General features: G+C 35.9%; 18 protein-coding genes. 7 read left to right on the top strand and 11 right to left on the bottom strand.

Features of this window, described 5'->3' with window-relative positions; translation table 11 throughout:
- Positions 1-422: 422 nt before the first annotated feature.
- From RRF69_RS01730 to RRF69_RS01755, 6 genes are all read right to left on the bottom strand, one after another.
- Entirely contained in the window at positions 423-1,223 is an 801-nt protein-coding gene (locus tag RRF69_RS01730) for a DUF1080 domain-containing protein (protein WP_316940278.1), read from the bottom strand.
- Between the two features lie 2 nt (positions 1,224-1,225).
- Positions 1,226-2,281: a sugar phosphate isomerase/epimerase gene (locus RRF69_RS01735; protein ID WP_316940279.1), complete on the bottom strand. Its 1,056-nt coding sequence runs from the start codon at positions 2,279-2,281 to the stop codon at positions 1,226-1,228.
- Between the two features lie 67 nt (positions 2,282-2,348).
- Complete coding sequence (locus tag RRF69_RS01740) at positions 2,349-3,491, bottom strand: Gfo/Idh/MocA family oxidoreductase (protein WP_316940280.1); 1,143 nt, start codon at positions 3,489-3,491, stop codon at positions 2,349-2,351.
- Between the two features lie 56 nt (positions 3,492-3,547).
- On the bottom strand, positions 3,548-4,777 hold the full coding sequence (locus tag RRF69_RS01745; protein WP_316940281.1) for a nucleoside permease: 1,230 nt from the start codon (positions 4,775-4,777) through the stop codon (positions 3,548-3,550).
- 71 nt (positions 4,778-4,848) lie between these two features.
- Entirely contained in the window at positions 4,849-5,829 is a 981-nt protein-coding gene (locus tag RRF69_RS01750; protein ID WP_316940282.1) for a sugar phosphate isomerase/epimerase family protein, read from the bottom strand.
- Positions 5,830-5,912: 83 nt separating this feature from the next.
- Entirely contained in the window at positions 5,913-6,944 is a 1,032-nt protein-coding gene (locus RRF69_RS01755; protein WP_316940283.1) for an AraC family transcriptional regulator, read from the bottom strand.
- Between the two features lie 138 nt (positions 6,945-7,082).
- Here RRF69_RS01755 and RRF69_RS01760 point away from each other — a divergent pair, with 138 nt between their 5' ends.
- From RRF69_RS01760 to RRF69_RS01770, 3 genes are read left to right on the top strand one after another with little or no spacing between them, the layout of a single operon-like run.
- Positions 7,083-8,783 (top strand): GMC family oxidoreductase, encoded by a 1,701-nt coding sequence (locus RRF69_RS01760; RefSeq protein WP_316940284.1) that lies wholly within the window; start codon positions 7,083-7,085, stop codon positions 8,781-8,783.
- 11 nt (positions 8,784-8,794) lie between these two features.
- Positions 8,795-9,394, top strand: coding sequence for a gluconate 2-dehydrogenase subunit 3 family protein (locus tag RRF69_RS01765; protein WP_316940285.1), 600 nt, complete (start codon positions 8,795-8,797; stop codon positions 9,392-9,394).
- A 51-nt stretch (positions 9,395-9,445) separates the two neighbouring features.
- Complete coding sequence (locus RRF69_RS01770) at positions 9,446-10,231, top strand: DUF1080 domain-containing protein (protein ID WP_316940286.1); 786 nt, start codon at positions 9,446-9,448, stop codon at positions 10,229-10,231.
- 37 nt (positions 10,232-10,268) lie between these two features.
- On the opposite strand, the gene azu is transcribed toward RRF69_RS01770, so the two are convergent.
- Positions 10,269-10,796, bottom strand: coding sequence for an azurin (azu, locus tag RRF69_RS01775; protein ID WP_316940287.1), 528 nt, complete (start codon positions 10,794-10,796; stop codon positions 10,269-10,271).
- Between the two features lie 566 nt (positions 10,797-11,362).
- On the opposite strand from azu, the gene RRF69_RS01780 reads away from it, so the two are divergent.
- Entirely contained in the window at positions 11,363-12,388 is a 1,026-nt protein-coding gene (locus RRF69_RS01780; RefSeq protein ID WP_316940288.1) for a LacI family DNA-binding transcriptional regulator, read from the top strand.
- 10 nt (positions 12,389-12,398) lie between these two features.
- Here RRF69_RS01780 and RRF69_RS01785 read toward each other — a convergent pair whose 3' ends face one another.
- Genes RRF69_RS01785 through RRF69_RS01795 form a run of 3 tightly spaced genes read right to left on the bottom strand, consistent with a single transcriptional unit; the run spans position 12,399 to position 16,216 of the window.
- A complete protein-coding gene (locus tag RRF69_RS01785; RefSeq protein ID WP_316940289.1) occupies positions 12,399-13,280 on the bottom strand; it encodes a carbohydrate kinase in 882 nt (293 codons plus the stop codon).
- Positions 13,281-13,293: 13 nt separating this feature from the next.
- A complete protein-coding gene (locus RRF69_RS01790) occupies positions 13,294-14,901 on the bottom strand; it encodes a glycoside hydrolase family 32 protein (protein WP_316940290.1) in 1,608 nt (535 codons plus the stop codon).
- Positions 14,891-16,216 carry a sugar porter family MFS transporter gene (locus tag RRF69_RS01795; RefSeq protein ID WP_316940291.1) on the bottom strand — a complete coding sequence of 442 codons (1,326 nt, stop codon included), beginning with the start codon at positions 16,214-16,216 and terminating at the stop codon, positions 14,891-14,893. The genes RRF69_RS01790 and RRF69_RS01795 overlap by 11 nt, the downstream gene beginning before the upstream one ends.
- Before the next feature lie 206 nt (positions 16,217-16,422).
- Here RRF69_RS01795 and RRF69_RS01800 point away from each other — a divergent pair, with 206 nt between their 5' ends.
- The 3 genes from RRF69_RS01800 to RRF69_RS01810 all read left to right on the top strand — a co-directional run bounded on the left by RRF69_RS01800 (position 16,423) and on the right by RRF69_RS01810 (position 22,078).
- Positions 16,423-16,878 carry a doxx family protein gene (locus RRF69_RS01800; protein WP_316940292.1) on the top strand — a complete coding sequence of 152 codons (456 nt, stop codon included), beginning with the start codon at positions 16,423-16,425 and terminating at the stop codon, positions 16,876-16,878.
- Positions 16,875-18,908: a glycosyl hydrolase family 95 catalytic domain-containing protein gene (locus tag RRF69_RS01805; RefSeq protein ID WP_316940293.1), complete on the top strand. Its 2,034-nt coding sequence runs from the start codon at positions 16,875-16,877 to the stop codon at positions 18,906-18,908. Before RRF69_RS01800 ends, RRF69_RS01805 begins: the two co-directional genes overlap by 4 nt.
- A gap of 266 nt (positions 18,909-19,174) precedes the next feature.
- Positions 19,175-22,078: an FAD-binding and (Fe-S)-binding domain-containing protein gene (locus RRF69_RS01810; RefSeq protein WP_316940294.1), complete on the top strand. Its 2,904-nt coding sequence runs from the start codon at positions 19,175-19,177 to the stop codon at positions 22,076-22,078.
- Between the two features lie 60 nt (positions 22,079-22,138).
- Here RRF69_RS01810 and RRF69_RS01815 read toward each other — a convergent pair whose 3' ends face one another.
- Positions 22,139-23,092 carry an acetyl-CoA carboxylase carboxyltransferase subunit alpha gene (locus RRF69_RS01815; RefSeq protein ID WP_316940295.1) on the bottom strand — a complete coding sequence of 318 codons (954 nt, stop codon included), beginning with the start codon at positions 23,090-23,092 and terminating at the stop codon, positions 22,139-22,141.
- Between the last annotated feature and the right edge of the window lie 17 nt (positions 23,093-23,109).

Below are 23,109 nucleotides of genomic sequence, written 5' to 3' on the forward strand. Positions count from 1 at the left end.
TGAGTTAGTAATGTTATTTTGAAATTTTTAATCATCTAAAATTGTTGTTCTCGCAATTTCTTTGAATAAAAATGACAGTGTTGATAATGTTCAAAGATTGATTATTATTATCTTATATCTTAATAAAACGTTAAAAAAGTTTAAATAAAATGCCGAAAACGTTTTCGAAAACCTTTAAATACTCAAAATAGCAGCAGATAATACACCTTTTGGCCCCTCTCTAGAGATGGGCTTGTTCTTTTTAATCAATTCATCACTACAATACCTAAAAAATGTATTGCTGCTGTATGGTTATAATACTTGAAATTTTATAGTTTCGATTAGAAAGAAAGAAAAAAAATTGGAAATAGTCCAATACAAAAAAGTGTATTGAAATAAATCAATACACTTTTCAAAAACTCTCACACAAACTTCACTAAAAATTAATCCAATAGCTCACGTACCCATATATTTTTATAGCTTACCCCACTTTGATCCTGATGGTCCTGCAACTTTATAGGCTGCTTTCCGTGAGCAGTATTTTTCGGCCAACCAATATACTCTGTGGTTCCTTTTATTTGATAATGATCTTGTACCAACACCCCATTATGCAAAACGGTAATCGTGGCTTTTTGAGTAAGTTCACCATTGCTACTAAAAACGGGTTGATGATAAATAATATCATAGGTGTTCCAATCGCCTGTTGGTGAAGATGCCTTTGCTAGCGGTATGGATTGTTTGTAAATAGAACCTACTTGTCCATTTACATAGGTGTCGTTATCATTATTATCTAGAATCTGCACTTCATATCTATTCTGAAGAAAAACACCACTATTACTTCTGTTTTGACCACTCAATCGTTTGGCGGGATTAGAACGCCATTCAAGATGTAATTGTACCGAACCAAAATCTCTTTTGGTCTGAATATCTCCAGCTTTGTCCTTTACAGTCATGCTCCCATCCGTATTTAAATCCCATTTCACAGCCGTAGAGTCTTTGGCTGAAATCCATTGGTCAAAGTTAGAACCATCAAACAAAACGATGGCATCAGATGGAATTCCAGTACGTGAATCCACAGTCACAATTTTTGGTGTTGGCCCCCAAATTTCAGTTTCTTCTGGTTTTGTTGGCTCTTCTGCTACTTCCGTTAAAATGATTTCGTTTCCTTCTGGAACTTCTTTTGCTGTTTGATTACAAGCGAAAAACCCAATACTCAAACTCAATACTAATATTCTTTTTTTCATGATTATATTCCTAAAATTTTTCTTAGATATGTTTCATCTGTTACATCATTTCCTGCAAAATCGTCAAAACGTTTGTTGGTGGTTTCTATCAGATGGTCCTGAATGAAACCAACTCCTTCCCGAGCTCCTTGTTCTGGGCTTTTTATCACACATTCCCATTCTAAAACAGCCCAAACATCACAACCATATTCGGTTAGCTTTGAAAATACTTGCTTAAAATCTACTTGCCCATCTCCAGGAGATCGATAACGGCCTGCTCTGTTTTTCCAATCGTTATACCCGCCAAAAGTTCCTTTTTTTCCTGACGAATGAAACTCTGCATCTTTTACATGGAAAGCTTTGATAAATTGGTGGTAATGATCTATATATTTTAAATAATCTAATTGTTGCAATACAAAATGTGACGGATCGTATAAAATATTCACCCGTTTGTGATTTCCTGTCGCTTCTAAAAATCGCTCAAAAGTATCGCCATCATGAATATCTTCAACAGGATGCACTTCATAACAAACATCAACACCATTTTGATCAAAAACATTCAAAATTGGCAACCACCTGTCGGACAATTCCTTAAATCCTGCCTCAACCAATCCTTTCGGTTGTTGTGGCCAAGGATGCATCATTGGCCAAAGTAAGGAACCTGAAAACGTAGCGTGTGTATGAAGCCCTAGTCGTCTACTTACAATAGCTGCTTTTTTCATTTGATCTGTGGCCCAAAGAGTTCGTTCTTTCGGCTTCCCTTGCAATTCCTTAGGAGCAAAAACATCAAACATAGTATCGTGTGCAGCGTGAACCGCAACTAATTGGCCTTGAATATGTGTTGATAATTCTGTAATTTCTAATCCGTAACTATTAATTTTTCCTTTCAACTCATCGCAATAGACTTGACTGTTGGCAGCAATATCCAAATCGATGATGGTTTTGTCTAACGTAGGAATTTGCACTCCTTTGTATCCTAATTCTGAGGCCCATTTACACAGTCCATCCAATGTATTAAATGGCGCTTTATCGTCCATAAACTGCGCTAAAAAAATGGCAGGTCCTTTAATTGTATTCATTCTTCTTTATTCCTTGTTGATTCTTGATCCTTAGTTTCTGTACTCTATCCACTGCAATACGAAGCAATTACACTTCATCTATAGGTACCCAAACATTTCCGTTTTTGTGTGATGCTACTGCTTTTTCTATAAAACTGACTCCTCGAATTCCGTCGATCATTGTTGGAAATTCACCTGAATTATACGATTCTTTGTTGATGGCTTTGGCAACTCCTTTGTAAATATTTCCCATAGCATCAAAAATTCCTTCAGGATGTCCTGGAGGCAATTTTGTTCCGTCTAAAGACAATTCACTGTTATAGGCATGCCCTGGCTTTAATACCTGAAGTGGCTTTCCGTCTTCCATCAAATACAAATAATTCGGATTTTCTTGTTCCCATTTCAATCCTGCTTTATCGCCATAGACTTTTACCACAAAACTATTCTCTTCTCCCGTAGCTATCTGACTTACACAAATCACTCCTTTTACGTTGTGGCTACACCTCAAAAGAATAGTCCCATCAATATCCATTTGATTATCGGAATACAGGTAGTTGAGATCTGCCAATACACTTTCTACTTTAAGCCCTGAAACAAATTCCAACATCTCGAAAGCATGAGTTCCAATATCTCCAACACAACAACTGATCCCTGATTTCTCTGGATTCAATCGCCAAGTAGTGGAGCGTTTTTCTGAATCGTGAATAATTGGATTGATCCAACCTTGATAATATTGTGCATCTACTTTCTGAATCGTTCCTATTGCACCACTTTTTATCATTTCTCGCATTTGGCGAATCATTGGATATCCAGTATATGTGTACGTTACTGCAAAAACTGTTTTTGCTTTCTGCAATGTCTCTTTTAAAATAACCGCTTCTTCAAAAGTCGTGGTCATTGGCTTTTCACAAATCACATGAAACCCACTTTCTAACAGTTTTTTAGCCATCGAAAAATGCAAAAAATTGGGAGTCAAAATAGACACCACTTGCATTCTTTCGCTTTCTGGAAGTTGTAACTCTTTTTCGATAAGTGTATCGAAATCCCTATAGATTCGGTTGATTGGAAGTCCAATTTTATTGGCAAATCCTATGTTTTCTTCCCAATTAGGGTTGAAAACACCACCAATCACTTCATATGTATCATACATAGAAGAAGCAACTCGGTGTAATACACCAATTAACGAATCGCCACCACCTCCTAGTATTCCTAATTTTATTTTAGAACTCATCTCCTCTTTTATTTCTGTTATCTATTAGATTTATTTTTTAAAACTCTTTATAAACTTTACGAACCCTTGTACACTACTTTTTCACTTTTAAACAACAGTGCGAAAATTACAAGAACTGCAATCGCAAAAAGTGCTGGAAACATCCAAACATCTTGCCAGCTGTGAGTACCATCTGTGAGTACATTTTGGTCCACAATTTTTCCTGCTACCCAAAAACCAACAAGCATTCCAATACCATAGGTTGCTAGGGTAATTAATCCTTGAGCAGCACTTTTTACTTTATCGCCAGCTTTAGAATCGGTATAGATTTGTCCAGAAACAAAAAAGAAATCATAACAAATTCCATGCAACGCAATCCCTGTAACCAACATAAAGAAAAGATCTCCTGTGTTTCCAAAAGCAAACAAGGCATATCGAGCTCCCCATGCAAACATTCCGAAAAGGAGGGTTTTTTTGAAGCCATATTTTTTAAAGAAAAATGGTAAAAGCAACATAAAACCAACTTCAGAAATCTGACCTAAGGTCATTTTTCCAGCAGGATTTTCAACACCAATCTCACCTAAAAACTGGCCTGCATGTTGGTAATAAAATGCCAGAGGGACACAGATTAAAATTGATGAGATAAAAAAGATTAAGAAATTTCTATCTTTTAATAATTTTAAAGCATCCAATCCTAAAATATCTGAAAGGCTTACTTTTTCTCCTTTTCCTTTTGGGGGGGTATTGGGTAATGTAAAACTAAACAGCCCTAAAACGATAGAAGCTGCTGCCGTCATCATAAAAGTATTTTTCAACAATCCGTCTTGAATTCCTTGAGACGAATCCCATTTAAAAACAAAACTGATGAACAATCCCGCTAAAATCCAACCGATGGTTCCCCAAACACGGATGAATGAAAATTCTTTTTCTGGATTTTTCATTTGATTAAAAGACACCGAGTTGACCAATGCCAATGTTGGCATATAGGCAATCATATAGCCTAAAACATAGGGGTAAAAAGTATCAAAATCTGTTGCTTGATACATCATATACATTAAAACAGCTCCTATCATGTGTAATACTCCTAGAATTTTTTCAGCATTAAAATATCGATCTGCAATTAAACCGATAATAAAAGGAGCAATGATAGCACCCCAAGGTTGGGTAGAATAGGCCATTGCTATTTGCCCACCGTCAGATCGCAAGGTATTCGGTAGATAAATTCCTAAGGTTACAAACCATCCTCCCCAAATAAAAAATTCGAGAAACATCATAAATGATAGTTGAATTTTGATTGATTTTTTCATCTTTAATCTCTTTTATTGTGTAATTGTTTAACTGTGTAATAATTGAGTTCCAAACTTTACAAATGAAATTTCTACTGAACCCCTTTTGCAGATTTCAACAATAAATCTCTAATCGCAGAAATTCCTTCTTGCTCACTTAGTCGATCTCCTTCGTACTCTACTCCAATATATCCTGTATACCCTGCGTTTTTTACTAACTGAATGATTCTAGGGAAATCTAAAGTCGTTTCGTTTCCGTTAGCATCAAAATCATAGGCTTTCGCACTAACAGCTTTAGCTTTGGTAAGCATCATTTCTATTCCTTTGTATTTGTCTGAATATTCCTCTAAACAATCTCCCCAAATTGCCCCATCTTTTCTTTTTACACACCAATTTCCAAAATCAGGAAGTGTGCCACAATTCTCCATATTCACTTTTGCAATCGCATCCATTAAAACAGGAACATCTGAAGACAACCATCCGTGATTTTCACACAATACATTGATGTTTTTCGTTGCTGCGTAAATAGATAATTTTTGAAGACCATCTACCACAGAAGGTACCCAGAGCGCAGGGTCATTGGTACCAAAAGTGTTTACACGAATAGAATGACATCCTAATTTCTGTGCAGCATCCACCCATTTTTTATGATTTTCTACTGCTTGATCTCTTACCGCAACATCTGGACTTGCCAAATCGCCTTCTCCATCTATCATAATTAAGACGTTCTGCAATCCATACTTCGTACTTAAAGTTTGAAGTGAGTCAATTACAGTCTCAAAACCAAGGGCTTCAATTTCTTTTGCATACAAATGATTGACATATTCCAGTCCTTCAAACCCCATTTCTTTTGCTTGAGAAGCAAAATTAAATGGAGAGCCCTTTTCCTCATTGACATACTTATGTAGAGACCACTGTGCCAATGATAATTTAAAAAAAGGAGCGGCTACTTGTGCAGCTTCACCTGAATTTGTTTCCGTACTCTTAACTTGTTTTTTACAAGCCTGAACTACTATAAACAATAGGACGAACATGCCTATTGCTTTTAATTTTGAATTGATCTTTGTATTCATAATATTTTGTTATTTATATTTAGGAAGTTGAAAAATAAAAAATGAAACACAAAAAAGTGTGTACAATTAATCAGTGAAAAATTTTAAACAAAATTTCCTCCACTTATTGATCCCTTTTTTCGATAAGCAACTGGGGTACATTTCACTTGTTTTTTAAACATCGTTGCAAAATATTGACTTGTTGAAAAACCACAAAGATATGCCACATCAGAAATACTCATATCCAATTCCTCTAAGAGAACTTTTTTGGACATTTCTACACGTTTTAACATCAAATATTTCATAGGCGTTAAGTTGGTCAACTGCCTGCAATGATGGGTAAAACGAGTCAGCCCTACCCCTGATGATTTTGCCATTTGCTCCACAGTCCAATTCTCTGATAAATTGACTTCCAACTCTTTTAAAAACAATTGAACACTTCGAGAACTATTCATGAGGTCTTCATTTAACTGCACCTCCTCAATAACCATTAAATCTAAAATAAATAACAATAAACTGTTGACTAACAATCGAATTTTTGAAGTATTACTTCCGTTCACATCGGTATCTACCGCTTTTCCAATTCTTTGAAAACAATCTAAAATTCGCTTATCGCCTTTCCAACAAATCTTTTCATTCTGCCTCAAAATAGTAGTTAACTGTTCCAAATCTGAAGGAGCCAAAACAATCCATTCTGGCCATGTCCAATTTTGATGTGGTCGCCGAACATCTAAATCTAAAATAACCCAATAAAACTTCCCCATTCCTATGGAAGGGTTTCCAACTTTGTGTGCTTCCCAGGGTCTTGTAATTGTTAAATGATTGGGTTTCAACTCCATTTCTTCTCCCTGTTGCGCATACGGCATGGTGCCTGATTCTAAAAAATGAATTTCAATGCCTTCATTTCGATGCCAATCGAGTCCCCAGTCTTGAGGCTCATTTGCGTCCCAATAACCAATACTATTGATTCCTAATGTATCTTTTGAGAGTCGTTTGCTAGGATAAGTGTACCTTGCCAATGCGTTAAACTTTAATTTGTTTCTGGAAACTGCATCTACCAAAGGCAAACAGGTATCAGCATGATACTCCATTCCATCAATCTCAAACGGTGTTATTTTTTGTATATTTAATTTCACTGAAAAATATTGAACATTATTAGAATGCAAATTAACTAATTTGGCTGATAAATATGTAATTTTTGATGTATTAAATTTAGAATACTAGAAAAAAATCGATATAATTATACAGATAACAAACAACAATTAAGAGAAAATATGGAAAATCATCAATACGACGCTATTGTAGTTGGCACAGGAATATCTGGGGGTTGGGCAGCAAAAGAACTTTGCGAAAACGGTTTAAAAACATTGGTTCTTGAAAGAGGAAGAATGGTAAAACACGTAGAGGACTATCCAACAGCACATTTGGACCCTTGGGATTTGCCAAATGGTGGAAAAGCAACTCAAGAAACTATTGCTCGCAAACACAAACAGCACCGAACTGGATACACAACTCAAGAAGCTCGTCAACACTTTTTTGTAGACGACATTAAACATCCTTACAATGAAGACAAACGTTTTGATTGGATTCGTGGATACCACGTTGGTGGTCGTTCTTTGATGTGGGGAAGACAAAGTTACCGTTTGAGTGATCTTGATTTTGAAGCAAATAAAAAAGATGGAAATGGTGTAGACTGGCCAGTACGCTACAAAGAAATTGAACCTTGGTATGATAAGGTTGAAGAGTACATAGGAGTTAGTGGGCAAAATTTAGGCTTAAAACACATGCCTGATCAAAAACTACTGAAGCCAATGAATTTAAATTGTGTGGAGGAACACCTACAGGCAAAAATTTCAGAAAAATTTGATGACGGTCGTTTGTTAACCATTGGAAGAACTGCACATATTACCGAAGGAACCAAAGAAGGATTGGGACGAAGTACATGTCAATATAGAGATCGTTGTATGAGAGGGTGTCCTTATGGTGCTTATTTTAGTAGTAACTCCTCTACTCTTCCAGCTGCAGACGCAACTGGAAACATGACCCTAAGACCAAATTCGATTGTACATGAGGTAATCTATGATGATCAAACAAAAAAAGCAACAGGGGTTCGTGTTATCGATGCAGAGACAAAAGAAGTACATATCTATCACGCAAAAGTAATCTTCTTGTGTGCTTCTTCAATGGCATCGGCAGCAATCCTATTGCAGTCAAAATCAGAAAGATTTCCAAATGGATTAGGAAATGATAGTGGAGAACTAGGACACAATATTATGGATCACCATTTTCATGTAGGAGCACAAGCGACTGCAGAAAATTTTGAGGACAAAATTGCGAAAGGAAGAAGAGCCAATGGTATTTACATCCCTCGATTTAGAAACTTAGGTGGAAAAACGAATACAAAAGACTTTATTAGAGGCTATGGATATCAAGGAGGTGCTTCAAGAGGCGATACTTCTGAAATGGTTGCCGAGTTAAAATATGGTCCCAAACTGGTAGATGCAGTATTAAAACCCGGAGAATGGAATGTAAACCTACTCGCATTTGGAGAAACACTTCCAAATCATAAAAATAGAATGTACATGGACGAAAGTAAGTTGGATGAGTGGGGATTGCCAACGATTACTTTTGACGCGGAATTTGGAGAGAATGAATTAGCAATGCGAAAAGACATGCAAGAGCAAGCTGTCAAAATGCTGGAAGCTGCAGGCTATAAGAATGTTAGAGGATATGACAATACCAACCAAAGAGCAATGGGACTAGGAATTCATGAAATGGGAACTGCTAGAATGGGGAAAGATCCAAAAACATCTGTATTGAATAAACACAATCAAATACATGCATGTCAAAATGTATACGTAACAGATGGTGCATTTATGACCTCATCTGGATGTCAAAATCCATCTTTAACCTATATGGCATTTACTGCAAGAGCAGCTAATCACGCTGCAAAAGAATTAAAAAAGAACGCTTAATCCATAGTATTATGAAACGTAGAGACGCATTAAAAAAGTTAGGACTTGCAGCTGGTTTTGCAATAACTGCACCCAGTATTTTCAGCATGTTACAAAGTTGTACCGCAGATGTTAAAACATGGGTTCCCCAATTTTTAACTACCGACGAACAAACGGTTCTTACCAATTTGGTAGATATTATTTTACCAAAGACAGCAACCACACCTTCAGCAACAGAAGTAAAGGTTCCACAATTTATAGACCGATATATTTACGAAGTAATTGAAACCAAAGACCAAGAAATTACAAGAGCTGCCTTTGATAAGATTATGCAACTTTTAAAATCCTCAGGAACCGAATCAATCGACGATGTTACTACAGCACAATACACAGCTTTACTTGACAAATACCTATTGATCACAGGAGATATTGATGAAGAACGAAAAGCCAATCCAGAAGCTGAGATAATGACTACTTCTGAATTTTTAGGACAACTAAAATGGATGACGATCAGTGCTTTTCGAAACTCTGAACAAGTTGGTGAGAATATTCTAGTTTATGAACCCGTTCCTGCGGAATATTATTGTGGAGACATCCAGGAACTGACCGGAGGAAAGGCCTATTCTTTATAAATTTTTTTCCAATATACAAAAGCAACAAGCATTATGAACTCTATTTTTAAAATGGCATTATTCATCTTTTTTGTTGCTTTTTTTGGCTGCAAAAACGAAACCAAAAGTACCGATACAAAAGAAGCATCAATTCCCCAATGGAGGTCCATATTTAATGGAACAAATTTAGAGGGATGGACACCGAAAATCAATGGTTACGAATTAGGCAACAACTACAAAAACACCTTTCGAGTAGAAAATGGTCTTCTAAAAGTATCCTATGAAGAGTACGATCTTTTTACAGAAGAGTTTGGCCATTTATTTTACAAAACTCCGTTATCAAATTACAAAATTCGTCTACAATATCGATTTGTTGGCCAACAAGTAAATGGAGGGCAGCCTTGGGCAGCAAAAAATAGCGGAATCATGATTCATTGTCAAGCTCCAGAGACCATGTTGCTCAAACAAGGCTTTCCGATTTCTTTAGAAGCACAATTTCTTGGTGGTATTCAAGAAGGAGCAGCACGTGCTTCTGGCAATTTATGTACTCCTGGAACCCATGTTGAAATAAATGCAACAACGGTAACAGAACACTGTATTGAAACAAAGGGGAAAACATTTTATGGAGATGAATGGATTCGTGTAGAAATTGAGGTAACCCAAGATGCAATTACACATTACATCGATGGCAACCCAGTTATTTCATACTCCAACCCAACTATTGGGGGAGAATTCTTAGAGACAACTTCAAAAGAAATTCAAGAAAAAGAAGGCCAAGCCCTGACAGGAGGATATATTTCATTGCAAAGTGAAAGCCATCCTATAGAGTTCAAAAATATAGAAGTTCTTGAATTTTAATTGACCCTAAAATTCAAGAACAACAATATATTCGTATTTATTCAACAATAAACTTTCCTTTCATCATCGCATAGTGCGAAGGAAAACTACAAATAAAATCGTAGGTTCCAGCTGCAGGAGCAGTAAATTCAATCGTGGTAGTTTCACCTCCACCAATCATTTTGGTATGTGCTATCACATCTGTCGTTCCAACAGGAATGTAATCATTGTCTTTAGAAGGTGCTGCCTCTCTAGCAAAATCAGAAAGCTTAACCCCTTTTTGTAAGATCACAACATTGTGCCCCATAATTCGTTTGTCTAATTTTCCAGTATGCTGAAGCGTCAGTTTTACTTTCTGCCCCGATTTTACTGTTATTTTTCGAACATCAAACTTCATTGCATCACTCGAGGTAATGACAATATTTGCAACACCATCTGCATCTACGACAACATTGGATGTAGACTTCTTAACGTTTACTTTTTTTGGAGCCGATATTTCTTCTGGTGAAGGAGAAGAACTTTTTTGTGACTTTCCACAACTAACCAATACAAAAAAACTAAAAGTTACAATTAAAATAGATTTCATTTTTTACATTTTTAAGATGTTTAAATTTACAAAAAAAAACAAAACCAGCTCTAAAAATTTAACTAATATTTTCTATTTTTTTCTCACACAGGCTTATGTTTTATACCAATCTATTGAAAAAAAAATGAATTGAAATTTTTACCATTTACTGATCAAAAATAAACTTATTTTTTTTTGAAAATCAGTGAAACTGTTATCTGTTTTAAAAGTAAAAAAATGCTGGATTCACCATCTTAAGATACGCCCTTTTAAAACTTAAGAATATATATTGACTCACGAATCCCCTAATGATTGTAAAATGAGTTTTGATTAAAGTTAATTCACTATCTTAGTCAAGAGTAAATTTCTACACAAATAGATTTCTTACTCACCTCAATCATCAAAAAAAATCAATACTACTCAACAATTAATTATTAAAAAAATAACTTGTAAATTGTATTTTTTTACATCCTGTTTACAAAATGTGTATTTTTGATCTTTAAAGTAGGACCATTAAAGAGGTCATTAATACTTTATTGCATCTCAATTAAAAACAATAGAAAATAGAATAATACCCAAATTCAATAATGCAAAAAGCGAGTTTAAAAATAATTGCAAAAACCCTAGGGATCTCAGTTGCTACTGTTTCAAAAGCGCTGAATGACTATCCCGATGTCAGTAAAAAAACCAAGGGACTCGTGTTAGAATTGGCAGGAAAATTAAATTACAGCCCTAATACTTTTGCGGTAAATTTAAGAACAAAAGAATCTAAAACAATTGGACTGATCATCCCTGTAATTGTTCATCATTTTTTTTCAAATGTGATTGAGGGTATCCTCAAAGAGGCTGAAAAAGAAGGGTATTTGGTCATCATTCTTCAATCGAGTGACTCCTATGAGTTAGAAAAAAAACAACTTGATTTGTTATTGAATCACGGTGTCGATGGAATTATTTTATCTATCGCCAATGGTACCGCAAACTACGATCACTTTAACAATGTTATTAAACAAGGGAAGCCATTGATAATGTTTGATAAAATTGCAAAAATTATCAATTGTTCAAAAATTATTATTGATGATCGGAAAGCAGCATATACAGCCACACAGCATTTAATTGATACTGGCTGTAGGAAGATTGCACATTTTAGAGGAGCCCTCTTACCACAAAATTCAATAGATCGTTTTTTAGGCTATAAGCAAGCACTACTTGACAATAATCTTCCCTTCGATGCCTCTTTAGTATACATTTGTGAATGCGAAGACAAGAGTTTTGAAGAAGGTAAAAAAAATGCAAAACAGTTATTAATCGACCATAAAGATGTAGACGGCCTTTTTATCAATACCGATTTAATTGCAATTGGAGCCATGACCGAATTAACAAGACAAGGAGTTAAAATCCCTGAAGACATTAGTGTCGTAGGTTTTAGCAACTGGTTTATGTCTTCGGTAATCTCTCCTACACTTACGACAATTAACCAACCTGGTTATGAAATGGGGAAAATGGCTTTTAGACAGTTTTATGAAGAGGTAATGGGAATCAAAAACAAGGCTCTTATAACTCCAAAAACCATTACTTTAGAAACGGCTCTGGTTAAAAGAAACTCAACTAAGTAAATAAAACTACTTAGGCATGTAACATATCAGTGATCTGCTGATCGCTTATTTTTGGATTGGCTCCCGAACTTGAAGCCACGATTGCTCCAACTGCACACGCAAAATCAATGGCTTTTTGAGCTGAAACATTTTCTAACAATTGATGAATGAGTGCTGCTAAAAAAGAATCTCCAGCTCCTACCGTATCCTTTACTTGCACCTGATAGCCCTCATTGAAATAAAAAATATTTTCGACAAAGAGCAAAGCTCCTTTAGCTCCCAAGGTCACACATATCTTATTTGTATTGGTTTGTTTTGAAATAAATTCGACACTCTTATTTACATTAGTCGATTGAAAACCAAGCGACTTGCAAATTTCAAACAGTTCTTCATCGTTAAACTTGATGAAATCCGCTTTTTGCATCAATGTATCTATGGTACTGATTTCGTAATGCGGAGGTCTTAAATTCACATCAAAGACCTTAAAAACAGCAACATCCAAAAGTGCTAATAAAGTTGTGAAAGACATTTCACTTCTTGCAATTAAACTCCCAAAAACAAATGCATCAGAACTTTGTACGGCAGAAATTGTTGCATTGTTTAGGGAAATAAAATCCCAAGCACATGGGAATTCTATGGTATAACTCGCAGAACCTGTATCATCAATACTGACGAGTACTTCGCTAGTTTTATAAGAACCCGTAAGCTGTATAGATGTAGTGCTCAGGTCTTTCTCTTTGAGATCATCTAACAAAGCTTCACCTTGCACATCTTTCCCTACACTACTAATGATTGTTACATCATTTTCCAAAGAATTCAATCTCAACGCAACATTAAGAGGCGCACCTCCTATCATCTTATAGGACGGAAATACGTCCCACAATACTTCTCCAAAACAAACAATCGATGACATTTTTTAACAGGAATTAGTTGAATTGAAATTCTTTAATTTTGATATTTTCTAAAATCAATTGATCATCTGAAGTTGAAATTGATAAGGTCTCAAAAGGTTGATTTGGAAAGAAAATTTCAGTCATTACAGTTTCACCATCATTGTAAAAAACTTCAATCGAGGTTTTGTCGACAAGAACTTTCACCTTCAAATTAGAAGATGGAGATCTTTTTTTTGCAATAGAAATGGTATTGGCAAACTTGTCAGAGAAAGCAACTCTTCCCGATTTTTGACGATTCAAAAAATAGTTCTTTTCAATATTGTTCAATCCAAAAGAAAGACTATCTCCTTGACTGTTCTCAAAAAGAAAGGAGTAGGTGTTTTTTGTCAAATTGTTCAATTCCATCTCTAACTCAATTCTTGAAAGATCTACCTCATCTTTTGAAATAATCGCTTTCTTTTGATTGACAACCAGCTTCTCTTTTAAAATTGTTTTTGAAACATAGCTCGACAATTCTGCAATTGGAACGGAAGTCAAAACATAGCTGTTTTCAATATTTTGAAGACTTAATTCTCGAGGAATGGTCATCGCGCTTCGCCAATTTTCTGTGGGTACTTCTCTGGCATATTCCCAATTCGACATCCAACCAATAAATAGTTTTCGCCCGTCTTGTTGTGGAATATTAGACCAGGTTACCCCAGCGTAATTGTCTCGACCATAATCGACCCACAACGCATTTTCTTCTGCCAATTGGATTTTAAAATCGGGATCTACGGTAAATTGACTTCCATCAAAATCGCCTATAAAATATTGTGTTCCACTTCCTCCGTTTGGGGCTGCTGGATTGATGCTTACCAATAAGACCCATTTGGTTTGGTCAGTTCCTGCTATTTTCATAGGAAACAAATCGGGGCATTCCCACATACCGTTATGTTGACCTAGCTCTTTGCCAAACTCCGATTCCAACTTCCAATCTTTTAAGTTGTTCGAACTGTAAAATAAAACCTTGTCTGCAGCTGCCAGTGTCAGTATCCATTTACTTGTTGCTGCATTCCAAATCACTTTTGGATCTCTAAAATCTTTAATCCCTGGATTGGAAATCACAGGGTTTTTATCATATTTGATCCAGGTCATCCCCTCGTCTAAAGAATATGCAATGGCTTGAGTTTGAAAATCTAAATCTCCTGCTTTCTCCCCTTTCATGTTATGATAGGTGTAGATTGCAACGATGGGTACAATTCCATCTTTTCCAAATCCAGAGGTATTATTTGCATCAACCACCGAACTTCCGGAAAAGATCAATCCCAAATCGTCTGGATAAATAGAGATAGGCTGTTCTTCCCAAGTAATCATGTCTTTACTAATTGCGTGCCCCCAGTGCATAGGTCCCCATACATTTCCGTCGGGGTAATATTGAAAATACAAATGGTATTTACCATTTAAGAAAAACATCCCATTGGGGTCGTTCATCCAATTCGCTTTGGGTGTAAAGTGAAAATTAGGTCTATACAAAGTTTCTTCTACAGTCTTTTCTATCTCAGAAACTGACGATGCGTTTTTATTTTTGCAACTTAAACTAACTGCAAATAAAATGACCAAACTAAGACTCGATACAAGCCTTGCAAAATTTTTATGCTTCATCTCTAATTAATTTTTTACTCAAAACCTCCAATGACAACCCTTTTGTTTCTGGCATCATAAAGATGACAAACAACAGTTGAAATACCATCATAATGGCAAATACCATAAAGACAACTCCAGCTCCAATCGTTGAAAAAAGAAGCGGTACTAAAGAAGGAATAATGGCTGCCAACACCCAATGTGTTGAGGACCCAAAAGATTGTCCTTTTGCTCTTAAGTGACTTGGAAAAATTTCTGAAATAAATACCCAGATTACAGCACCTTGTCCAATAGCATGTGATGCAATGAACAAAAACAAGAAAAGTGGAACTGCGAGCCCTCCCCAGTTTTGGAAAAAAGCGATAGAAACCAAACTCAATGAAATGATATATCCTATGGAACCAATATACATCAGTGTTTTTCTTCCTAAACGATCTATTAAAAAAACACCTAGCAACGTAAAGACTAAATTAGTTGCACCAATTCCAATACTACTCAATAAGGCAGTACTTTCTCCAAGACCTGCTTCTTCAAATATTCGAGGAGCATAATATAGAAAAGCATTGATTCCTGATAATTGATTGAAAAAAGCAAGTAAAAAGGCCAAAATTAAAGGGAACCTGTATTTTTTCATGAAAATATTTTCTCCAGCAGTATGGCTTTCATTTTCTGTTTTAATTTCTGAGAGTAACTGTTCAGAATCACCATCAGGATTGATCAAGTCTAATACCTTTTTTGCTTCTTCCTCTCTATTTTTTGAAATGAGCCATCTAGGGCTGTTTGGAACCGTAAAAATAAGTACAGTATACAATAATGCTGGAAAGGCCTCTACTCCAATCATCCAACGCCAAGCATTTTCTCCAACATTGCGTAACAAATAGTTGGAAAGGAAAGCAATTAAAATTCCCAATACGATATTAAACTGATACAAAGCAACGAGTTTTCCTCTGTTTTTGGCAGGAGAAATCTCTGAAACATAGGCTGGAGCTGCAATTGTTGAAGCACCTACACCCACACCTCCGATAAACCTAAAAAAAGCAAATAAATACGGATCATTGACTAAAGAAGATCCAACTGCAGAGACAAAATACAAAGCTCCAATCCATAATAAGGTTTGCTTTCTTCCTAATACATTGGTAGGAATCCCACCAAACAAAGCACCAAATACTGTCCCCCAAAGTGCCATAGCCATAACTACAGAGCCGTGAAAGGCATCAGAAGATCCCCAAAGTGCTTGTAACTTTTTGTCTGCTCCAGAAATCACTACAATGTCAAATCCGAAAAGAAATCCAGCCAAAGCAGCTGTGATTGACCAAATTAGAATTTTTTTATTCATACAGAAGTTTTATTGTTCATTTTATTTAAAGTGAATTTACCTCATCAGCAATCAAAAGGAAGACAAATCGATGAAAAAAGTTATATTTGAATACCGAAAACGATTTCGTCTCTTTTTAGATATCGAATCCTTGAATTTACTTTGTAAGTCTCAAAAAAAACTTCACTTTCGATAAGAAGATACATCAACGGACTAAACTTAAAAAAATGAACATCCTAAGAAAAATAAAAACCAATCATATTTTAGCAATTACAATTGGTATTGTCTATGTTTGGTTTGGATCTTTAAAGTTTTTCTCATTTTTAAGCCCTGCTGAAATTTTAGCAAAAAAAACAATTAAATTCCTTACACTTGGAATGATCCCTTCCGATTTGGCTATCATTTTATTAGCGAGCTTAGAAGTCGCTATTGGTATATTATTGCTCTTCAATTTGTATCGAAAAAAAGTTGCAATCGTAGCTCTTGGACATCTGATACTTACTTTTGTACCGCTCTTTTTATTTACTGAAGATTCATTTATGATGTTGCCTTTTTCTTTTTCATTACTTGGACAATATATTTTTAAAAATATAGTCATCATGGGAGCTTTAGTCACCTTATATCGATTACCAACGAATTGCAAACCTACCATTGAATTGGAAAAAACACAAAAAATCTCATGAAAATAAAACTATTTATTTCCCTTATTCTCCTTACACACATTAGCATTGCTCAAACTGATGGTTGGCATCTTTCTACCACAAAAAACACTGATTATACTGGTATTGTTACCGCTAATGGTAGAATTGGAATCCTTCCCTCTTCGGAGTTGTTTAAAACTGCACAAATTATCTTGAATAATGTCTACGATAAAGAATCTCCGTTAGGGGTAAGCAAAATTCTGAAAGGTATTAATTTTCAAGACCTACAAATCAGTATTGATGGAGAGCTTCTCACTGACAGTACTATTTCCAATTGGAATCAAACCCTCAACATGAAAGAAGCTTCATTTACCACTCGCTTTACCTACAAAGACAAAGCGACCATTTCGTACACCATGTATGCATTGCGAAATGTTCAATATAGTGGTTATTTGGACATCTCCATTGAAGCCCATACAGACATCAACATACAGGCGACTGCAGGAATGAATACTCCTTCAGAATACCATCAACCTATCAGTACATTTAGAGTTTTAAAGGATTTGGAAACCACAATGCCTATCTTACAAACTGTTGCACGAAGTAGAGAAAACAAGCATCTTGTAGCTGCTTCAGGAACCTTTATCTGGCACGATATCAACAGTAGTAGAATACATCAAAGGCCCGAATTGAAACACGAAATCATAGATGACTACAATCATCAATTGTCCTTTTCTAAAAACATCAAAAAAGGAACTGCGTTAGCTTTTGCTTGGTCTGCTGCCATTTGTACTACTCAAGATTTTGAAGACCCTCAAACAGAATCTGAGCGCTTTGTAATTTTCAACTTATTGACTCCAAAGGAAGATTTGTTGAACCAACATAAAAAACTTTGGCAAGATTTATGGGAAGGGGATATCGTTATTGAGGGAAATTTACAAGACCAATTGGATGTTCGATTGGCATTGTATCATTTGTACGCCTTTTCAAGAGGAGATTCAAATTTGAGTATCGCTCCCATGGGTTTGTCTTCGCAAAACTATAATGGACATATTTTTTGGGATACCGAATTGTGGATGTTTCCACCATTATTGGTCCTCAATCAAGATATCGCTCGTTCATTGGTCAACTACCGTTCAGATCGAATTCAAAAAGCAAAACAAAAAGCCATCAATTTCGGATACAAAGGAGCAATGTTTCCTTGGGAGAGTGATGATACCGGTGAAGAAGCAACTCCAGCATGGGCACTCACGGGTACTTTTGAACATCACATTACCGCAGATGTAGCGATTGCCTTTTGGAATTATTATCGTGTTACTAAAAACAAAAAATGGCTGACAGAAAGAGGATATCCAATGTTAAAAGAAGTCGCCGATTATTGGGTTAGTAGAGTCACTCATAATACAGATGACACCTATTCTATAAAAAATGTAGTTGGAGCAAATGAATTTGCACCCAACGTTACCGACAATGCCTTTACCAATGGAGCTGCAAGTACTGCGATCAATTTTGCCATTTTGGCAAGTCAAGAACTACAAAGGCCTTTCCCAAAAGAATGGCAAGAAATCGCTTCAAACATTCGGATTTTAAAATTCAAAGATGGCACAACCAAAGAACATGAGACCTATAATGGAGAGCGGATCAAACAGGCCGATGTCAACTTGTTAACTTACCCACTCAACATAATTAACGACCCAGAAACTGTTGTTAAGGATTTGAAATATTACGAACCAAAATTAGCCAAAGAGGGTCCTGCTATGGGGAAATCAATTTTTGCCGTAATATATGCACGTTTGGGTGATTCTGAAAATGCCTATCGTCTGTATAAAGAAAGTTATGCCCCAAATAAAAGACCTCCATTTGGAGCATTGGCCGAATCGGCAACCAGTAACAATCCGTATTTTGCAACGGGTGCAGGAGGAATGTTGCAAACTGTTTTATTTGGATTTGGAGGACTCAAAATCACCGAACTAGGAATAGAACAAAGCAATCCAATCCTCCCCAAGGCATGGAAGTCTCTTCGAATCAAAGGAATTGGAATCGCTAAAAAAGAGTATTCTATTGAGCATTAATTTTTAGGCTTTTAACACGTGTATCTATGTAAATAGCTGCTGTACAACTTTGCTGATTTCAAATCAAGCAATCTGCTCGAAATGAAATTTTTATTGATTTTAAAATCTCTGAAGTTCAAATTTAGGGATTCAAAACAATCTCAAATTCTTAAAGATCTTGTTTATATATTAGCAAATCAACAAAAATATAGAAACAACTGAGGAAACTTCTGAATATGGTTTTTTTATTCAGATATTTGTAAAATAAGAATATCTCAGGCTTTTATATGATTCACGATGCTACTTTAAAAAAATTAGACCAGTCACTTTCTGGTAGACTAGTATTTGATAAATTACACAAAACCATCTATGCTACAGATGCATCTGTCTATCGTAAAATACCACTGGCAGTTGCATTTCCAAAAGATGAACAGGATATTAAAATTCTGATTGCCTTTGCAACTCGAAACAAAATCACATTAATCCCCAGAACTGCAGGAACCTCTTTGGCAGGTCAATGTGTTGGAGATGGAATTATAGTAGATGTTTCCAAGCATTTTACTTCAATCGTCAAATTTGATGAAATGAATAAAACAGTTACTGTTCAACCGGGAATAGTAAGAGATGAATTGAATGTGTTTTTAAAGCCATATGGATTATTTTTTGGCCCCAATACCTCAACCTCGAACCGATGTATGATGGGGGGAATGGTAGGGAATAATTCCTCGGGAAGTACCTCTATCAAATATGGCGTAACACGAGATAAAGTGTTGCAAATTGATACCATTTTAAGTGATGGCTCGACGGCCATTTTTCATGAAATTACTTCTACCGAATTCTTACAAAAAAAAGAAGAAAAAACTTTAGAAGGAAGTATCTATGCTTCTATTTTCAAAGAACTTTCCTCCAAGGTCAATCAACAAGAGATAAAAGCACAGTTTCCAAAAGAAAGCATTCATCGTAGAAATACAGGGTATGCAGTTGATGAATTTTTAACTTCCGACTTATTTGGAGGAAATCAACCGACTATTAATGTTGCAAAATTCTTATCTGGAAGCGAGGGTACCTTAGCATTTTCAACAGCAATGACATTGCAGTTAGACCCATTACCTCCCTCGGAAAGCATTATGGTTACTTCTCATTTTACGAGTATCAATGAAAGTTTAATTGCCACCGTTACAGCCATGAAACACAATTTGTATAATTGTGAATTGATGGATAAAACAATTTTAGATTGTACAAAAAGTAATCGAGAGCAAGCACAAAATAGGTTCTTTCTACAAGGGGATCCTGCTGCTGTTTTAATGTTAGAAGTTTCAGCGAATACAGCAGAAGAAGCAGAAGTTTTAGCAGACAATTTAATTGCCGATCTTGAAGCGAATCAATTTGGATATCACCACCCTAAAGTCTACGGGAAAGATATTGCAAAAGTGCATCATTTAAGGAAGGCCGGTTTGGGATTATTGGGAAATATGGTCGGTGATCAAAAAGCTGTTGCATGTATTGAAGATACTGCCGTAGCTTTGGAAGACTTACCAAAGTATATCCAAGAGTTTACCCAAATAATGGATACATATCAGCAAGATGCAGTATATTATGCCCATGCGGGAGCTGGGGAATTGCATTTACGCCCTATTTTGAATTTGAAAAAGAAAGAGGATGTGGTTTTGTTTCGTAAAATTACCACAGAAACTGCCGAGCTTGTCAAAAAATACAAGGGGTCATTTAGTGGTGAACATGGAGACGGAATTGTGCGCGCAGAGTTTATCCCATTGATGATTGGAGAGCAAAATTATCAATTATTAAGACGAATTAAAAAAGCATTTGATCCAAATAATATTTTCAATAAGGGGAAAATTACCGATGCCTTTTCAATGGATGAAAGTTTGCGTTATGAAATTGACCGAAAAGAGCCATTCATTGAAACCATTCAAGATTTTTCCGATAGCGAAGGAATTTTAAAGCTCGCTGAAAAATGTAATGGATCTGGAGACTGTAGAAAACCTGTATCTGCAGGTGGAACCATGTGTCCAAGTTATAGAGCCACCAAAAACGAAAAAGACACAACGCGTGCAAGGGCCAATATGCTGCGGGAGGTATTGACCAATAATGATGCGAAAAATAAATTCGACTCGAAAGAATTGAAGGAAGTTTTCGACTTGTGTTTGAGCTGTAAAGCGTGTGCCTCAGAATGCCCGAGTAATGTTGACATCGCAACTCTCAAAGCAGAATTCCTATATCAATACCAAGAAACTAATGGCTATTCATTTAGAAGTAGACTGTTTGCCAACAACGTAAAATACAACAAGCTGGGAAGTATCGCACCTGCTTTGACAAATGCAATTTTAAATACTCCTTTTGCAAAGGCAGCAATGGGTGTTGCTCAAGAGCGAAGTGTTCCAAAATTAGCTCCCAAAACATTTAAAAAGTGGGCAAGAAAGCAACCTACTACCAGTCATCAAAAAGTTGTGTATTTGTTTTGTGATGAGTTCACCAACTTTTATGATGTAGAAATTGGAAAAGATGCCTTTTCTCTTTTAGACCAATTAGGTTATCAGGTACGACTCGTAGATCACGAAGAATCAGGACGAAGCTTTATTTCGAAGGGATTTTTAAAACAAGCCAAAGCAGTTTGCAATACCAATGTGACAATTTTTAAAGAGTTGATTACTGCAGAAACGCCTTTGATTGGGATCGAACCCTCCGCAATTTTAACCTTTAGAGATGAATACATTCGTTTGGCAGATGATCCAATTTCGGCAGAGAAAATTTCCAAAAATGCCTTTACTTTTGAAGAGTTTTTAGCCAACGAAGTTGAAAAAGGAAACATCAATTCCAAAAGCTTTACATCAGATGAAAAGACTTTAAAAATTCATGGACACTGCCATCAAAAAGCACTATCTGGAACTCACGCTAGTTTTCAAATATTAAACATTCCGAAGAACTATGCCGTAACAATTATGAATACGGGTTGTTGTGGAATGGCAGGCTCTTTTGGGTACGAAAAAGAACACTATGCAATTTCGATGCAAGTAGGAGAAGATACTTTGTTTCCAAAAATTAGAAATACCCCAGAAGAAACAGAAATTGTTGCATCAGGAACAAGTTGTAGACATCAAATTTTTGATGGTACACAGCGAATTGCAAAACATCCCATTACGATTTTGAAAGAGGCACTAATAGCTTCCTAAAGAGTACAAAAAAACCGAAACTTAAAAGTCTCGGTTTTTTTTTATAGAACAGAAATTTTTTTAGTCTTTATACACACCCATTTCAGAATATTTCAACATTCTTTGAGCCACTAAATCTTCTGTCGTTAAATCTTTTAATTCATCAAAAGCTGTTGTAATTTGCTCTTGCACTGCTAAGAAAGCACCTTCTCTGTCATAGTGTGCTCCCCCTAAAGGTTCTTTGATAATTCCGTCGATTAAATTTAACTTTTTCATATCGGTACCAGTCAATTTTAAAGCTGCGGCTGCTTGCTCTTTGTACTCCCAACTTCTCCATAAAATTGAAGAACAAGATTCGGGTGAGATAACAGTATACCAGGTGTTTTCCATCATGTATACGCGATCCCCAACACCAATTCCCAAGGCGCCTCCAGAAGCTCCCTCACCGATAACGACCGTAATAATCGGTGTTTTTAAACGAGTCATTTCTAAGATGTTTCTAGCAATTGCCTCTCCCTGTCCACGTTCTTCAGCTTCCAAACCAGGATATGCACCTGGAGTGTCTAAAAGAGTCACAACAGGGATATTGAATTTTTCAGCCATACGCATCAAACGCAAAGCTTTTCGGTATCCTTCAGGATTTGCCATTCCAAAATTTCGATACTGACGTGTTTTGGTATTGTATCCTTTTTGTTGACCAATAAACATAAACGATTGATCTCCAATTTTCCCCAAACCACCAATCATGGCTTTGTCATCTTTTACATTTCTGTCCCCGTGAAGTTCCATAAAAGTGTCACCGCAAATTGCTTTTATATAATCTAAAGTGTAAGGTCTGTTTGGATGACGGGAAAGTTGAACTCGCTGTAAGGGCGATAAGTTTTTGTATATTTCTTTCTTTGCTTTTTCAAGCTTTTTTTCAATCTTTTTACAAGTCGCAGAAACGTCAACCTCGTTGTCTGTACCAATCTCATGACATTTAATAAGTTGCTGTTCTAACTCTTTAATTGGCATTTCAAAATCTAAATATTCCATTTAGTAGTAATTTGATT

This window comes from Polaribacter sp. HL-MS24 (genome assembly GCF_032758595.1).
In the GTDB taxonomy this organism is placed as follows: domain Bacteria; phylum Bacteroidota; class Bacteroidia; order Flavobacteriales; family Flavobacteriaceae; genus Polaribacter.

Coding starts and splice junctions, on each gene's coding strand:
- RRF69_RS01760 (WP_316940284.1), top strand. CDS start 7,083: ATGGAAAATCATCAATACGACGCTATTGTAGTTGGCACAGGAATATCT.
- RRF69_RS01800 (WP_316940292.1), top strand. CDS start 16,423: ATGAACATCCTAAGAAAAATAAAAACCAATCATATTTTAGCAATTACA.
- RRF69_RS01815 (WP_316940295.1), bottom strand. CDS start 23,092: ATGGAATATTTAGATTTTGAAATGCCAATTAAAGAGTTAGAACAGCAA.
- RRF69_RS01730 (WP_316940278.1), bottom strand. CDS start 1,223: ATGAAAAAAAGAATATTAGTATTGAGTTTGAGTATTGGGTTTTTCGCT.
- RRF69_RS01765 (WP_316940285.1), top strand. CDS start 8,795: ATGAAACGTAGAGACGCATTAAAAAAGTTAGGACTTGCAGCTGGTTTT.
- RRF69_RS01770 (WP_316940286.1), top strand. CDS start 9,446: ATGGCATTATTCATCTTTTTTGTTGCTTTTTTTGGCTGCAAAAACGAA.
- RRF69_RS01795 (WP_316940291.1), bottom strand. CDS start 16,216: ATGAATAAAAAAATTCTAATTTGGTCAATCACAGCTGCTTTGGCTGGA.
- RRF69_RS01740 (WP_316940280.1), bottom strand. CDS start 3,491: ATGAGTTCTAAAATAAAATTAGGAATACTAGGAGGTGGTGGCGATTCG.
- RRF69_RS01745 (WP_316940281.1), bottom strand. CDS start 4,777: ATGAAAAAATCAATCAAAATTCAACTATCATTTATGATGTTTCTCGAA.
- RRF69_RS01790 (WP_316940290.1), bottom strand. CDS start 14,901: ATGAAGCATAAAAATTTTGCAAGGCTTGTATCGAGTCTTAGTTTGGTC.
- RRF69_RS01735 (WP_316940279.1), bottom strand. CDS start 2,281: ATGAATACAATTAAAGGACCTGCCATTTTTTTAGCGCAGTTTATGGAC.
- azu (WP_316940287.1), bottom strand. CDS start 10,796: ATGAAATCTATTTTAATTGTAACTTTTAGTTTTTTTGTATTGGTTAGT.
- RRF69_RS01780 (WP_316940288.1), top strand. CDS start 11,363: ATGCAAAAAGCGAGTTTAAAAATAATTGCAAAAACCCTAGGGATCTCA.
- RRF69_RS01785 (WP_316940289.1), bottom strand. CDS start 13,280: ATGTCATCGATTGTTTGTTTTGGAGAAGTATTGTGGGACGTATTTCCG.
- RRF69_RS01805 (WP_316940293.1), top strand. CDS start 16,875: ATGAAAATAAAACTATTTATTTCCCTTATTCTCCTTACACACATTAGC.
- RRF69_RS01750 (WP_316940282.1), bottom strand. CDS start 5,829: ATGAATACAAAGATCAATTCAAAATTAAAAGCAATAGGCATGTTCGTC.
- RRF69_RS01810 (WP_316940294.1), top strand. CDS start 19,175: ATGATTCACGATGCTACTTTAAAAAAATTAGACCAGTCACTTTCTGGT.